8 protein-coding genes are annotated in these 15,643 nt (G+C 44.5%); all 8 read left to right on the forward strand.

The annotated features are described in order from the left end of the window. Positions 1 to 9: 9 nt before the first annotated feature. The 8 genes from BQ7394_RS03940 (at position 10) to BQ7394_RS03975 (ending at position 15,584) form a co-directional block, all read left to right on the forward strand. Entirely contained in the window at positions 10 to 1,362 is a 1,353-nt protein-coding gene (locus tag BQ7394_RS03940; protein WP_075556173.1) for a TolC family protein, read from the forward strand. 287 nt (positions 1,363 to 1,649) lie between these two features. Continuing rightward, complete coding sequence (locus BQ7394_RS03945; protein ID WP_082211642.1) at positions 1,650 to 3,899, forward strand: hypothetical protein; 2,250 nt, start codon at positions 1,650 to 1,652, stop codon at positions 3,897 to 3,899. A gap of 11 nt (positions 3,900 to 3,910) precedes the next feature. Beyond that, a complete protein-coding gene (locus tag BQ7394_RS03950; protein WP_075556174.1) occupies positions 3,911 to 6,190 on the forward strand; it encodes a hypothetical protein in 2,280 nt (759 codons plus the stop codon). 248 nt (positions 6,191 to 6,438) lie between these two features. Continuing rightward, complete coding sequence (locus BQ7394_RS03955) at positions 6,439 to 8,175, forward strand: discoidin domain-containing protein (protein WP_075556175.1); 1,737 nt, start codon at positions 6,439 to 6,441, stop codon at positions 8,173 to 8,175. Positions 8,176 to 8,204: 29 nt separating this feature from the next. Continuing rightward, complete coding sequence (gene galA / locus BQ7394_RS03960; RefSeq protein ID WP_075556176.1) at positions 8,205 to 10,649, forward strand: beta-galactosidase GalA; 2,445 nt, start codon at positions 8,205 to 8,207, stop codon at positions 10,647 to 10,649. A 13-nt stretch (positions 10,650 to 10,662) separates the two neighbouring features. Continuing rightward, on the forward strand, positions 10,663 to 12,879 hold the full coding sequence (locus BQ7394_RS03965; protein ID WP_075556177.1) for a glycoside hydrolase family 3 C-terminal domain-containing protein: 2,217 nt from the start codon (positions 10,663 to 10,665) through the stop codon (positions 12,877 to 12,879). Beyond that, positions 12,866 to 14,701 (forward strand): right-handed parallel beta-helix repeat-containing protein, encoded by a 1,836-nt coding sequence (locus BQ7394_RS03970; protein ID WP_075556178.1) that lies wholly within the window; start codon positions 12,866 to 12,868, stop codon positions 14,699 to 14,701. Before BQ7394_RS03965 ends, BQ7394_RS03970 begins: the two co-directional genes overlap by 14 nt. A gap of 334 nt (positions 14,702 to 15,035) precedes the next feature. After that, a complete protein-coding gene (locus BQ7394_RS03975; RefSeq protein WP_075556179.1) occupies positions 15,036 to 15,584 on the forward strand; it encodes an RNA polymerase sigma-70 factor in 549 nt (182 codons plus the stop codon). Positions 15,585 to 15,643: the final 59 nt, after the last annotated feature.

Consider the following 15,643-nt stretch of genomic DNA (forward strand, 5'->3'; position numbering starts at 1 on the left):
GAATAAGCTATGAAACAAGTAATATCATCTATAGCGTTGGCTTCTTTCCTTTTCTGTCTCCCGGCGGGAGCACAGGAGGCGCCAAAACAATGGTCGCTGGAGGAATGTATCCGTTACGCTATTGAAAATAATATCGACCTGAAGCAGAAAGAACTGGAACGGCAGAATCAGGAAGTGACCTTGCATACCAGCAAATATAGCTGGTTACCCAACCTGAATGCCAGTATCAATGAAAACTTCGGTTTTGGTCGGTCTGAATCGAAGGACGGTCTGATCGTAGACCGTAACTCGGCAAATACGTCTGCTAATATCCAGTTGAGTATGCCTATATTCGATGGTTTCAAGATCCCTAACGATATTGCAGCGCGCAAGCTGGACTTGAAAGCATCTATCGAGACACTGAATAAAGCGAAGGAAGATCTCTCTATAAATGTGGCTTCCTATTATCTGCAGGTTCTTTATAATAAGGAAATGTTAAAAATTGCCGAATTGCAGGTGGCACTTAGTTCGGAGCAGGTAACAAAGACGGAGGCGCTTTATAATGCGGGAAAAGTCCCGGAGTCACAATTGTATGATATGAAAGCGCAACTGGCAAAAGACGAAGTAACCCTGACTGAATCGAGAAATAACGTGAAACTGGCATTGCTTGATCTTACTCAAGCGCTCGAACTGGAACGTGATGGCGAAAATTTCGACGTGCTTGAACCCGAAACAGGTGATGCTGTTGAACAATATATGAGTAGCATTATCCCGCCAGATCAGGTGTACGACTATGCAGTCGGTGTTAAACCGCAGGTCAAGGAACAGGAATACCTGCTCGAAAGCCAGAAGAAAATGCTGAAGGTGGCTCAGGCTGGTTATTATCCCAAACTGAATTTCAGTGCAGGTTACAGCAACGGTTATTATCATAACTTCGGTGATGGAGATTATAATAATGCTCCGTTTAGTGACCAGTTGAAGAATAACGGACAGAAATCGATCGGTTTCAGTCTGAGCATTCCGATCTTCAATCGTTTCCAGGTGCGTAACAGTGTTCGTTCTGCCCGTATCGCTATCCACAATCGCGAGTTGCTGATGGAGAACACGAAAAAGACACTTTATAAGGAAATCCAGCAGGCTTATTACAATGCCACGGCTGCACAAGAAAAATATGTATCGTCCGACAAATCGGTCGATGCGAGTAAAATAGCATTCTCTTATGCGGAAGAACGTTATGGTGCGGGTAAGAGTACCGTTTTCGAATATAGTGAAGCGAAAACTAAGTATGCGCAGAGCCTTGCCGAGCAAACGCAATCGAAGTATAACTTTATCTTCCGTGCTAAGATACTGGACTTCTATAATGGAACACCAATCACCTTATAATATTATTACAGTTGGATTTTAGATCCTATTTTTTAACATAATTGATGGACACACCAAGAAGGAGGGAGGTTTTCGTGAGAAAGTTTCCCTTTTGTTTTTATTAGGTGATACTCCCGAAATAACAATAATAATCCACGGAATAGGCAATTATTTGCTATTTTATATCGAAAAATCTGCTTTTATTTTTGTACTTCCATATAATTGTGGAAAATAATCTGCTTGTAATGACTAATCTTAAGAATATATATAATCCGTTAAAAGTATAAAGTCTAAAATAGATAGTTGCCATGAAGAAAATAAGTATTATAATATTCCTTAGTTTATTTACTTTTGAAATAGGAGGAAATGTCGGGTTAACTGCACAAATCTCCTGGTTACCGGCAGTAAAGGATGTAACTAAAAATATCCGTTTGCTGGAATGTTCTTACAACGAGGCCGAGTTAAAGCAGTGTGAAGAGATCAATTCGTCTTCTGCCTGGGAGGTACGGACCGAACAGACAATGGCTAATGGTGGCAAACTATATACTTTTTCTTTTACAGCCAGACAGGATATGAAAGATACCGGCGTGGCAGTGGCATTCGATCGGTATGGTTGGACAAGCGATAACTATGTGATGATCCCTTCTTCCGTTTATAACGGTAACAGGCAACGTATTGTCAACCGTTCGTATGCTACGGGGCTCGATAAGACAGATTATAACCGGAAGGATCTGGCGCTGACTTCCAATCCGATTCCGCAACTTTCTCCTGAGTTTGGAGCTTCCTCCCGTTTGGAGGTCAATGTCAGTAATGCGGCGACTCCTGCCATGACGATGCTGGAACGGGGGAAGAAGTCCGGAACGATTTTACTGACCGACCAGGGTATCGAATGGAATAAGCAACTATTGGATCATGCCCTGATCGTTGAAGAAACACCGGATCGCAGTATCGCCTCTTTTGTTATCAGTGCTCCGGGGGTACGGGAACGCAAACCGGAATTTATCGGTTTCAGTAAAAGTCCTGACCGGGGAATACAGGTGAAGAAAGGAGATAAAATCGTTATACGGGTTACCGAGATCACTTTTCCCTGTGAAGATGTTCCGATATTACTGGCGCGCTTTATGAAAGATCGTAAACTGCATACTGCCGGAGAAGCTCCCCGTAATCTGATGCCGATGAGTGAGGTGCTGACGCGGATGGTACGGAATATCGACGACCGTTATCATGTCGGTGACCAGTGGGAATATTATTGTCCGGAGAATGCCGACTGGATCTCTTACGGTTGGATTGGTGGTCTGATGAATACCTATCCGATGCTGGCTTTAGGCGATGAGGAGCATTTGCGAAAAGTGAAAAATACGTTCGACTTCGGATTGCCGCGTGCGAAAGGGAAAAGCGGTTACTATTATGATGTTCTCGGATCGGACGGAAAAGTCTTATACCGTGATGCTGCCGCCAATAATCCGGGAATCGGACTGACCCGTAAAAACGGCGATGTGCTTTACTGGATGGTCAAACAATTTATGTTATTGAAGGAGCAGGGAAAAGTCTCTGTTATCGATGCCGGTTGGGAAACGAATGTGCGTCTGTTGGCAGATGCCTTTGTCAATACCTGGAAAAAAGAGGGAACATGGGGGAATTATCTGAATGTGGAAACAGGCGACGTAGCTGTATATAATACGACGAGCGGAGCAATGGCAGTAGCCGGATTGGCTCTGGCTTCTGAATATTATAAGAATCCCTCTTACCTGGAAGTTGCCTGCGAAGCTGCTGCGGATTATTACGATAATTTTGCTTTAGTCGGCTTTACCTCCGGTGGTTGCGGTGATATCCTTCAAAATGCAGACTCCGAAACGGCGGTTGCTCTGCTCACTTCTTTAATGACACTTTATGAAGTGACGGGGAAAGAACAATATCTGAAACAATCAGCTGATCTGGCGAATTTATGTGCCACATGGACAGTCTCTTTCCCTTACCGTCTGCCGGAAGATACTCCGCTGGCAAAACTGGGAGCCAATCTGACTGGTGCTGTTTGGGCAAGTACACAGAATAAGCACGGAGCTCCGGGTTTTTGTACGCAGTCCGGAGATGCCTTGTTCAAACTATACCGTTCTACCGGCGATGTTTCTTATGCTGAATTACTCCGTGACGTGATTCATGCCCATGCTGAAGGCATACAACCCAATGGAAAGATTACAGAACGTCTGACTTATTGTGATGCCGATAGCCGTGGCTCTCGCGGAGACGGTGGCAAGACCGGTTGGAACGAAACAAACGGAGCTATGATGGCATTGGAGATTCCGGGTATTTATGTTCGGACAGATCTCGGCTCCCTCTATGTCTTTGATCATGTAGAAGCGAAAATAATCAAACAGAACAAGAAACAATTAGTTCTGCAAATAACGAACCCGACCGCTTACGACGCAACTGTCACCCTCTTCGCAGAGAATGCAGAAGAAGCAGCCCGTCTGCTGGGCGACAATGCCTTCCTCGGATGGAATGATAAGGTGACGGTAAAGGCGGGTAAGTCTGTAACCTATAAACTAAAAACAAATTAATAACAACCCTTATGATAGAATATAAGAAAGTCCTTTCATTATGCGCCGCTTCTTTACTTCTTTTCAGTTGTACAACAGAGAAGACCTGGGATTTCAGTACCGACTATTTCAGTATCGGTGTGAATGACAAGGGGTATATTACCAGTATGAAAAATACGACTGTTTCGCCTGCCCGCGAGTTCAGCCCAGCAGATAAACCCTCCCCGTTGATGTCGTTATACGATTCTGAGAAAAGGGTGTTTTACACACCGCAAAGTGCCGTTTTCAATGACGCAACTCATTGCTTTACGTTGGAATATCCGAACGGTTCTGTGGCTGAAGTTGCATTGCAACCCAGTGGTAAATATTTTAAACTGACACTGAACAGCTTGGAGCCAAGAAACGGTATCGATGCAATCCAATGGGGAAGCTATTATACCAACATCACCAACCTGTTAGGTGAAATTATCGGTGTCGCCCGTGATACCAGCGATGTCGTGAATTACAGTATTGGCGTGTTCGCCCTCGACGACAATACATTAGGCGGTACACCCGATATCGAAGGCGATGCCGCCCCTTTCCAGTACATCATTCACACGCCTGATAAAGAACGCTACCCGTTACCGGACAGCCTGCATGAAGGACAGGTGTTTACTCTGGGAGGGAATGGCGTCAGCGATGTCGCTTTCTATGCCAATAAGGAACCTTATTACCGGATCATGTACGGAAATGCAGCTTTGGTGGATAGCCTGGGACGCATTTTCCTAAATTATCAGTCGAGAGACCGCAGCAAACCGCGTCAGGTCTTTTATTCCCTGATCCCGAACATGCCGGCAAACATTCCGAACCATATCGATGTGGAACCTATACCCGGTGTTGATTTTATTGGTTCTTCCGTCGCTTTATGGGGAAGTCCCGACAGTACGGCTCTGATGGATGTCATTCAGGATATTGTTCTCTCGGAAGGATTGACTTATCCAACGGTGAAAGGTAGATGGATCAAAGATCCGGCTGCCTTTAGTCCGGATGTAATGACCAGCGGTAACCGTTACGACAGCATTATTTCGTATACCGCCCGTTTGGGCTTCCCTGCCATCCATGCATACGACCAGGGATTTTTGCGTCCTGACCGTGCCAACGAAGGGTATCTGGACGGAAAAGCTCAGACAAAGAAGCCTTTCCGTTTTAATTCAGGAAATAAATCACATCGTGAGTTTGCCGATCTGGCTGCCGCCGAAGGCTTGATGTTGGGACGCGTCTGCATCACTAACTCACTGGCACCGGGTACTAAGGATGCCAGTCCTGTCCCTAGCGACAGCCTATGTTATCAACAGAAACGTACGCTGATGAAAAGTATCACAGCCCAGGATACGTTGATAGTGGTCGATGATCCGAAATACCTGGAAGAAATAGCCAGTTGGGAAGGTCATTGTAAAGACCTGAATATTCTGAAAATCGGAAAGGAACTGATCCATTACCTGGGAGTTTCCGAAACAGCTCCTTATACATTACAGAATGTAACCCGTGGCTATTGGGGTACGCAGGCCACTAGCCATGAAGCTAATGAGCCAGTCTATAAATTGCAGGTGACCATCAATTACGGTTACGACGGATTGATTCCCAACCTGGCCCTTCAGGATAAGATAGCCGAGTATTATGCCGAAGTTGCTGCCCATAGCGGCCTGACACTTTATGATTTCGATGGACAGGAATTCCTTTTCAATAACGGTCACGGTTATTATTCTGCTAAACGTTTCTTCCATAAAATGTTTGAAAGAGCGAAAGAGCTGGATGTTCCTTATATCCGTTTCTCCGGTGCCACTTTGTCGGAAGGCTCCTGGCATTACCAGAGTGTATGGAATGTGGGCGGCGGACGTAATCTGTATGACCTCGATACACGCGAATGGGGAAGTGCGACCAGCCAGGGAAAAGACCTGCGCGATGTCACTTATTCTAATTATTATCCGGTTTCATTCGGTGGAAACTTTGCCATCAAAGATACTTCTACGGTTGAACAGTACGAACATGTACAGGCTATCTCGGTCGGGTATGGTGCCACTTATTTTCTCACTCTCAATCAGAATGACGTAGAAAGTTGTCCGCAGAAAGACGAGATATTCAATACAATCCGTACATGGGAAGATGCCCGTAGGGCAAATGCCTTCCCCCGCCAGATAAAGAAACTACTCAGAGATCCGTCTTACGACTGGAGACTGGAAGCTAATGAAGATGGAAATAGTTGGATGTTATACCGCCTAACCAATGGAAATAAGGTCGAATCATTCAATTTGAAAAGAGCTGCAGGTTATTGAAAGTAGCACTCCTGTATTATGGGGAGTAGCATGCCTGTGTTGAATAGGTTAGCACACTTGTGCTACTTTTGCGATATAGGTATCCTGAAAGTATATGGGCTTATTGTATGAAGGATGATTACATATAGATATTGTTTGTAAGACAATAATTGTTGTCGTTTTTGTTGTATATCTAGTTGTCAGTCTGTATATTTGTTCCCGTAAATACATGAAAAACTCAATCTTTATATGTGATAAATACAAGAAGTATGAAAAAGTTATTGCTAACCTTGCTGGCTGTACCTCTTTTGGTAAGTTGTCAGGACTCTCACCTGATCGAAGCTAAAATAGCCCAGTCTCCGAAAACGTTTTGTAATCCGGTGAACCTCAATTACCGGTTCATGAAAATAGATGGAGGCGAGGGGATTCGGGAAGCTGCCGACCCGGTTGTGGTATCCTTTAAAGACAAGCATTATTTATTTGCATCCAAGTCATCGGGCTACTGGTATTCTGATGATTTTACTGACTGGAAACATGTTTTTATAACCGACAGTGTATTGCCTATCGAAGATTATGCACCGGGTCTTTTTATACATAATGACTACCTCTACTATGTGGGTTCCACGCATGGGAAAGGAATGTTGTACCGTTCATCCGCTCCGGAAAAAGGAGAGTGGGAACCAGTGAAGGAAATCTGGTCTTTCTGGGATCCTGCTTTCTATGTAGAAGGGGATAATTTGTATATGTACTATGGCTGTTCGCCTGTCGATCCGATCTATATGCAGGTACTGGATCTGAATACATTGGAAGCAAAAACAGAAGTGATCACCTGTTTTAACAGTGATAAGGAAAATCATGGTTGGGAACGGACAGGAGAATTGAACGAATTGCCCCGTCGTCCTTATATCGAAGGAGCCTGGATGACAGCTCATCAAAGCAAGTATTATTTACAATATGCCGGTCCCGGAACCGAATGGAAATCATATGCAGACGGTGTGTATGTTAGTACATCTCCTACCGGTCCGTTTACCTATATGGAAAACAGTCCGGTCTCTTATAAACCGACCGGGTTTATCGGTGGTGCCGGACATGGCTGTATGTTTACGGTCGGTAATGAGAACTATTGGAAAGCGGCAACCAACTCGATCTCCGTTCGCCATATGTTTGAACGGAGGGTTTCTTTTTTTCCTGCCGGCTTCGATAAGGATGGTTACTTGTATACGAATACCTATTTAGGCGACTATCCGATGTATCTGCCCGGAGGCAAAGAGCAGACCGCCGGAAGTTATCAGCCTGGCTGGATGTTGCTTTCCTATAAGAAACCGGTCACAGTCTCTTCTTCACTGGATGGTTATTCGGCAGAGAATACGGTGGATGAAGATTCCCGCACGGCATGGGTTGCCGCATCGAATAAAGCAGACGAATGGCTGCAGGTCGATTTACAGAAGCTCTCTTCCATTCAGGCCATACAGGTGAATTTCGACGAATACGGAGCGAATCAGCGAGGCTTTGTTCCGAATGTTTACCAAAGTTATCTGATCTCTGCTTCTGTTAATGGCAAAGACTGGTATCCGGTGGTAGATTACAGCACGAAGAAGACAGATACTCCTCATGACTATATCGAATTTGAGGCTCCGTTCAAGGCCCGGTATATCAAATTGCAAAATAAAGAATATACAGTATCGTCGAATCTTTCCGTCCGTGATCTGAGAATCTTCGGTAACGGTCTGGGCAGTAAGCCACGCGCAGTGAATGACTTTACAGTGGAACGGGATCTAACCGATCCGTGTAAGGTACGTTTGAGCTGGAATGAAGTGCCGCATATCCAAGGGTATATTGTCCGTTATGGTGTGGCGAAAGACAAACTGTATAACAATTTCCAGGTAATGGGAGACACTGCCCTGGAAATCGGAAGCTTGAATCGGGGTGTTACTTATTATTTTACCATAGATACTTATAATGAGAATGGCGTTACTCAAACGTCGCAGATAGAAGTTTGCCAATAATGACAAAATAGAAAACAATAGATAGAAGAATGAAAAGATTGATTTTTACAGTCATGCTACTACTCCCTTCCCTTTGGATGGGGGCGCAGTCGCAACGCGAGAAAGTATTATTAAACCAGGATTGGCTTTTTGCTAAGGGACATGCGGCTAATCCGGAAAAGGATTTTAATTACGGACAGGCATTGTCGTTCTCTAAGATAGCCTTTTTGCAGGAGTCTACTATGCTGGATGCAGACCAGGAATCACGTTTGGCTATTCCTCATACGCAGAAGTTTGATGACAGCGCATGGGAGAAGATTTCTGTGCCTCATGATTGGGGAATGGCTTTGGGATATAGCCAGGAGCAATTTAAGATGAAAGGATATCGTAAGCTGGGTGGACGTGCACCCGAAAACAGCGTGGGCTGGTATCGGAAACGGTTTACTCCTGAATTGCTAAAAGGGGACCGGTATACGCTGGAGTTTGAGGGTATCTTCCGTGATGCACAGGTATGGATGAACGGAGTCTATTTGGGACGCGGCGAGAGCGGTTATGTGCCTTTGGTATTCGATGTAACGGAATGCCTGAATTATGAAAAGGATGCTGAAAATGTGATATCCGTCCGTGTAGACGCTACTCATTCCGAATTATGGTCGTACGAAGGTGCCGGTATCTACCGGAATGTATGGCTTCATCGCACGGCTCCCGTGCATATCCCGCAATGGGGAACATTCGTTACCAGTGAAGTGGATTTGCAGAAGAAAGAAGCCCGTGTGAAGGCTCAGGTGGAAGTTACTAACCAGAGTGGAAATACATCGAGTGTCATTGTAAGGAATACTATAGTAGACAATCAGGGCAAAGAGATAGTCAGTGCAGACGCAAAGGTTTCCGTGAAATCATTGGAGACGGAAGAAGTCGAGACATTGATGAATGTACCGGATGCCTGTTTATGGTCATTGAATACTCCTACTCTTTATACATTACATACGGATATTGTTGCAGATGGGAAAGTCGTAGACAGTTACGATACCTCTTTCGGTATCCGTGATATTCGTTTCGATGCCAATGAAGGTTTCTTCCTTAATGGCGAACGTGTGCAGATTCAGGGGGTATGCTGCCACCAAGATCATGCCGGCGTAGGGATTGCCGTTCCTGACCAGCTGAATGCCTGGAGGGTGGCCCGTTTGAAAGAATATGGGGTAAATGCATATCGTGCTTCCCACAATCCCCCGACAACGGCAGTGCTGAATGCTTGTGATACATTAGGTATGTTGTTCATGGATGAACTGCGTGTATTGAGCTCCAGCAAAGAAGGTCTGAGCCAGCTGGAAACAATCATTCGTCGCGACAGGAATCATCCGTCTGTTATCATTTGGTGTTTGGGTAACGAAGAACCAGCCATACAGGGAACAGAGAAGGGACGTATGATTGTTGAGCGCATGAAAGTCGTACAGCGCAAACTGGATCCTACCCGTCCGTGCACGGCAGCCATGAACGGTAGTTGGGGTGAAGGTTTTACCTATGCCGTAGATGTACAGGGTTCTAATTATTATAAAATAGGTAATATCGATGCCGTACATGAAAAGTTCCCGAACCTGCCCTGTATCTTCACTGAAGAGGCGAGTACGGTGATGACGCGTGGTATTTATCAGACGGATGCAAAGAAAGGTTTCCATCAGGCTTACGATCGTGACTGTCCGGGATGGGGCGCACGTGCACAAGAATGGATGCGTTATGTCGATGCACGTAAGTTTGTCGCCGGTGCTTTCGTATGGACCGGTTTCGATTATGGAGGCGAGGCGCAGTTGCATTTCTGGCCGGGTGTAGTGTCTCATTTCGGTATTCTGGACTATTGTGGTTTCCCGAAAGATGCTTTCTGGTATTATAAAGCCTGGTGGACGGAAGAACCGGTGTTGCACGTGCTTCCTCATTGGAATGGTATCGGTACCGATTCGGTCGATGTACATCTGTATACTAATATGGATGAGGTGGAACTGTTCCTGAACGGTAAGAGTCTGGGTAAAAAGACGGTTGAAAAGTTTGATATTCCTGCTTGGCGTGTTAAATACACTCCGGGTAAGCTGTTGGCTAAAGGAAAGAAGAACGGAAAGAAATATACGGAGTTGGTAGAAACTACCGGAAAGCCGGCTTCCCTGCAACTGGTCAGTGAGAACGGTTCTTCTATTCAGGGTGATGGCAATGACGTGGCAATCGTAACCGTAAAAGTATTGGATGCCAAAGGACGTGTAGTGCCGATTGCTGACAACAGTATCCATTTCGATGTCCGTAACGGCAAGATACTGGGAGTGGGTAATGGTAATCCTTGTAGTCAGGAACCGGATGTCTTCCCCGCAGGCAGTGATGTACACCGGAATGCTTTTAATGGTTACGCCCAGGTGCTTGTCACCAGTGACCATTCCGGCCAACCTATTGAACTGACAGCCGTATCGGAAGGACTGAAAGAGAGTAAAATCATTGTCGAAGTAACAAAATAAAATAGATAATCACATGAAAAACAAACTGAAAAGTATCGTTTTACTGGCCGTTGTCTCTTTGAACGGCCTGGTAGCACAGACGTATGAGTATCCGTTCCGGAATCCGGATCTTCCATTGGATGAACGTGTACAGGATATTATATCCCGTCTCACTCTGGAAGAAAAAGTTCAGTTGATGAAACACGCAGCTCCGGCGGTTCCCCGTTTAGGTATACCGGCTTATAACTGGTGGAATGAAGCGCTTCACGGTGTAGCCCGTACAAAGGAAAAGGTGACTGTTTTCCCGCAGGCGATCGGTATGGCTGCCACCTTCGACACGGAAGCTTTGCAGCTGATGGGGGATATGACCTCTTCGGAAGGCCGTGCTCTTTTTAACGAAGATCTACGGGATGGAAAGACCGGTAGTATTTACCGTGGACTGACCTATTGGACACCGAATATCAATATCTTCCGAGATCCCCGCTGGGGACGTGGTCAGGAGTGTTACGGCGAAGACCCTTATCTGACAGGTAAGATGGGATCGGCTATTGTCCGTGGCCTGGAAGGTAATGATTCTCATTATCTGAAAGCAGTAGCCTGTGCCAAGCACTATGCCGTACATAGCGGACCGGAAGGCAACCGGCACTATTTTGATGCACGTACCTCTTTGTATGATTTATGGGATACGTATCTGCCGGCTTTCCGCGAGTTGGTAACGAAGGCGAAAGTGCATGGTGTAATGTGTGCTTACAATCGCCTGGAAGGACAGCCTTGCTGTGGTCACAATGAACTGTTGCAGGATATTCTTCGCAACCAGTGGAAATTTGACGGTTATGTTACTTCTGATTGCGGAGCAGTCAACGACTTTGCCCATCATCACAAAACGCATAGTAATGATGTAGAGGCAGTGGCTGATGCTGTCTTGGCAGGTACCGACTTGGAGTGTGGTAATTTGTATCAGAAACTTCAGGAGGGTGTCCAGCAGGGCATTATTTCAGAGAAAGATATCAATGTCTCTTTGGCTCGTCTCTTCAAAATACAGTTTAAGCTGGGTATGTATGATCCGACTGACCGTGTACCATATGCTACGATCGGACGTGAAGTGATCGAGTGCGATGCGCATAAGGCACATGCTTACAAGATGGCGCAGGAGTCGATGGTCTTATTGAAGAATAATAAGAATATACTTCCCCTGAATGCTTCCAAGATTAAACGAATTGCTTTAATCGGTCCGAATATGGATAACGGCAGCACGCTACTGGCCAACTATTTCGGTGTTCCGAGCGAAATCATCACTCCGTATAAGAGTTTGAAGAAACGTTTTGTTAATACGATTCAGATCGATACGCTGACAGGTGTCGGTATCGTTCAGAAACTGGAAGGTGCTCCCTCTTTTGCCCAGGTGGCTGCCCAGGCTAAGAAAGCTGACATTATCATCTTCGTTGGCGGTATCAGCGCCGACTATGAAGGAGAGGCCGGTGATGCCGGAGCTGCCGGTTACGGTGGTTTTGCCAGCGGTGACCGTACTACAATGAAGTTGCCGGCGGTACAGACAGAATTGATGAAAGAGTTGAAGAAGACAGGCCGTCCGTTGATTCTGGTCAATATGTCCGGTTCCGTCATGAGCTTCGATTGGGAGAGTCGCAATGCAGATGCTATCCTCCAGGCCTGGTATGGCGGACAAGCTGCCGGTGATGCTATCACCGATGTTCTTTTCGGCGACTATAATCCGGCAGGCCGTATGCCGTTGACTACCTATATGAATGATGAAGATCTTCCGGATTTCGAAGATTATTCGATGGCAAACCGTACGTATCGTTATTTCAAAGGCGATGTCCGTTATCCGTTCGGTTATGGCTTGAGCTATACTACATTTGCTTATCAGCCGTTGTCGAATGCTTCCGTTGTAAAAACCGGCGAAAGCATCCAGGTGACAACAACGGTGACCAATACCGGCAAACGGGATGGTGATGAAGTGGTCCAGTTATATGTCTCTCATCCCCAGAACGGAAATACCCGTGTCCCGTTACGTGCCTTGAAAGGCTTCAAACGTATTCATTTGAATAAAGGCGAAAGTCAGACAGTCACTTTTACGCTTTCTCCGGAAGAGTTGGCATTAGTAGATGACAAAGGTAATCTGGTGCAGAAAGAAGGTCCGGTAGAATTATATATCGGCGGAGGCCAGCCTTATAAATCGGAAGGCAGTTTCGGAGAGTTGAAGATTGAGGGAGAACCGTATGTCGTATACTAAATATTTTTTATTGGTGTGTTTTATTCTGTTTGCCGCTCATGCAGGGGCAAACAGAATAGACACTGTTTATGTTTCGGATTTTGGCGTACTGCCTAATACCTATGAGAATGCTGTAACAGGTCTGCAGGAAGCCATAAAAGCCTGTAAACAAACAGGTGCAAAGGTATTGAGTTTTCCGAAAGGACGCTATGATATCTGGCCGGAAGGAGCTATTCGTGCTGAATATTTCATCTCTAATACATCGACGGAAGAGGAATGTCCTTCAAAAGTAAAAACGATAGGATTGCTTTTTAAGGACATGGAAAATCTGATTATTGAGGGGAATGGTTCCATGTTGATGTATCATGGGAAAATGATTACAATGGTACTGGATCATTGCAAGAATATTCAGATACGGAATATCAGTACGAACTTTCAGCGTCCGACTGCATCTGAGATTCAATATACCCGGGCTACTGCCGGAGAGACTGTCGTTACTTTACATCCGGATTCATGGTATGAGATAGTGGACGGTTATATTAATCTGTTTGGTGAAGGATGGAAGTCGAATCGTATTCATTGCAATGAGTATGATGTGGAAAAGAAAACTTCTGTTTATACGAATGGCTGGAATGTCTTATCCAAATCAAAGGTTAAAGAACTATCCCATGGAGTTGTCAGTTTCTCAACTCCTTCTGATTTTCACCCTAAAGAAGGTAATATATTGACAGCCCGTGATGTGATTCGCGATCAGGTCGGAATGTTCATTCTGGAGAGCAGCGATATCGTTTTGCAGCATGTGAATATGCATTATATGCATGGTTTAGGTATCGTTAGTCAGTTTGTGAATAATATAACCATGGACCATGTGAATTGTGTTCCTCCGGAAGATAGTGGCAGAATCCTCGCGGCATCTGCCGATATGATGCATTTTTCCGGATGTAGCGGAAAGATAAATATTTCGGATTGCCGTTATGAGGGAGCGCATGACGATCCGATCAATATACATGGAACCAATTTGAGGATCATGGAAAAGCTGGATGCCAATACGTTGAAACTTCGTTTTATGCATGGGCAGAGTTACGGCTTCAATGCTTTTCATGAAGGAGACGAGGTTGCTTTTGTCAGGGCTAAACGTATGGAACGTTATCAGCGTTCCTGTGTGTCGGAAGTGAAAAGGATTTCGGACAGAGAGGTTCTGTTGCGTTTGGATAAACCGGTTCCGGCCGATATGGAATTGGGATTGGATTGTATAGAAAACATGACCTGTACACCGGAGGTCGAGATACGTAACTGTTACTTTACGCGTACTTGTACGCGGGGATTATTGATCACGACTCCTCGTAAAGCAATTATTGAAAATAATATTTTTGAAAAGACAGGAATGAGTGCCATCCTGATAGAGGGAGATGCGGAAGGCTGGTTTGAATCGGGGCCTGTCTGTGACGTTTTGATCCGGAAAAATACTTTTATAGATTGTGCTTATCAGGGAGGTCCTGGTAATGCCGTTATTGCACTGAACCCGTCGAATACACAGATTGATCCTGACCGGCCTGTTCATAACAACGTGCGTATAGAAGAAAATGAATTTCGGGTCTTTGATTATCCGGTTCTTTATGCCAAAAGTACGCAAGGACTGGTCTTTAAGAATAATACGATCATCCGGACACATGATTTACAGCCGAAGTCCTCTAACAAACAGGCTTTCTTCCTGAATGGTTGCAGTAAGGTAGTTATCGAAGGGACTAACTGGGAGGGAGACGTTTTATCTTCCGGTTTACACCTGGAAAATATGAAAAGGAAACATGTAAAGTTTTCTAAAGATATAACACTTGAGAAATGAGAAGAAAGAATAATTTGTTGATGACTGCTTGGGAAGGTGTTTCTTATTTCATGGAACAACAGTTATATGATGCAACTACAACAGTGCGGTTTTTATAAGAAAATAAGTCTGTATCCTATAAAACATATCGTTTATAGTTAGTAATTGATTGAGATTTTTTTAGGCTTGCAGGTGTATTGTTTATTTTAATATCTGTTTTAAAACGGTCCCTGCAAGCTTTATCTTTTATTCATTTCTTATAGGTATATTGTTTATTTGTTTATTTTTGCGAAACAGAGGGGGACGAGATAGTTTATAAAAGAATAACCTCATTTAATGAAGAAACTATACAATCATGATCATCAATGAAAGAACATTCAAAGATGCATATAATGACTATTTTGAAATTATATGTCGCTTCCTGAATTTCTATACCCGCGATTATCAGGTAATAGAGGAGGTGGTTCAGGATGTTTTTGTCTGTTTGTGGGAGGACTACGAAGGAAAAGAAATACAATACATCAAGACTTTTTTATATAACAGTGCCCGTAACCGGATGCTGAATTATTTACGTGATGAAGATAACCATACTGTTTTATTAGAGAAATGGGCGCGTATCGAATTAGAAAAGAACGAATCGGTCGATTGTGTAGACCGTGAGTTGTTTTATCAATTACTGCAGGCTGCCGTCGAGTCTTTACCTGAAAAATGTCGGGAGATATTTATCCTGAGCCGGGAAGAACGACTAAGTTACAAAGAAATAGCACAAGTAAAAGAGATTTCCATAAAGACTGTCGAGAATCAAATGGGGATTGCCTTAAATAAGGTACGTGAATATATTGCATCCCATTCGGACGAGGCGATGGTGATTGCATTATTATCCCTTTTATCAAAGAATTACTAACGGATATCTTCTCAGTTTCTTCTGTACTTCTATTCGTTTGATAATTATTAAAAGAACAA

Origin of the sequence: Parabacteroides timonensis (assembly GCF_900128505.1) — a bacterium.
Lineage (GTDB): Bacteria > Bacteroidota > Bacteroidia > Bacteroidales > Tannerellaceae > Parabacteroides > Parabacteroides timonensis.

Excerpts from the sequence above, each read along its gene's own strand:
- BQ7394_RS03955 (WP_075556175.1), top strand. The coding sequence starts at position 6,439 with ATGAAAAAGTTATTGCTAACCTTGCTGGCTGTACCTCTTTTGGTAAGT.
- galA (WP_075556176.1), top strand. The coding sequence starts at position 8,205 with ATGAAAAGATTGATTTTTACAGTCATGCTACTACTCCCTTCCCTTTGG.
- BQ7394_RS03945 (WP_082211642.1), top strand. The coding sequence starts at position 1,650 with ATGAAGAAAATAAGTATTATAATATTCCTTAGTTTATTTACTTTTGAA.
- BQ7394_RS03950 (WP_075556174.1), top strand. The coding sequence starts at position 3,911 with ATGATAGAATATAAGAAAGTCCTTTCATTATGCGCCGCTTCTTTACTT.
- BQ7394_RS03975 (WP_075556179.1), top strand. The coding sequence starts at position 15,036 with ATGATCATCAATGAAAGAACATTCAAAGATGCATATAATGACTATTTT.
- BQ7394_RS03940 (WP_075556173.1), top strand. The coding sequence starts at position 10 with ATGAAACAAGTAATATCATCTATAGCGTTGGCTTCTTTCCTTTTCTGT.
- BQ7394_RS03965 (WP_075556177.1), top strand. The coding sequence starts at position 10,663 with ATGAAAAACAAACTGAAAAGTATCGTTTTACTGGCCGTTGTCTCTTTG.
- BQ7394_RS03970 (WP_075556178.1), top strand. The coding sequence starts at position 12,866 with ATGTCGTATACTAAATATTTTTTATTGGTGTGTTTTATTCTGTTTGCC.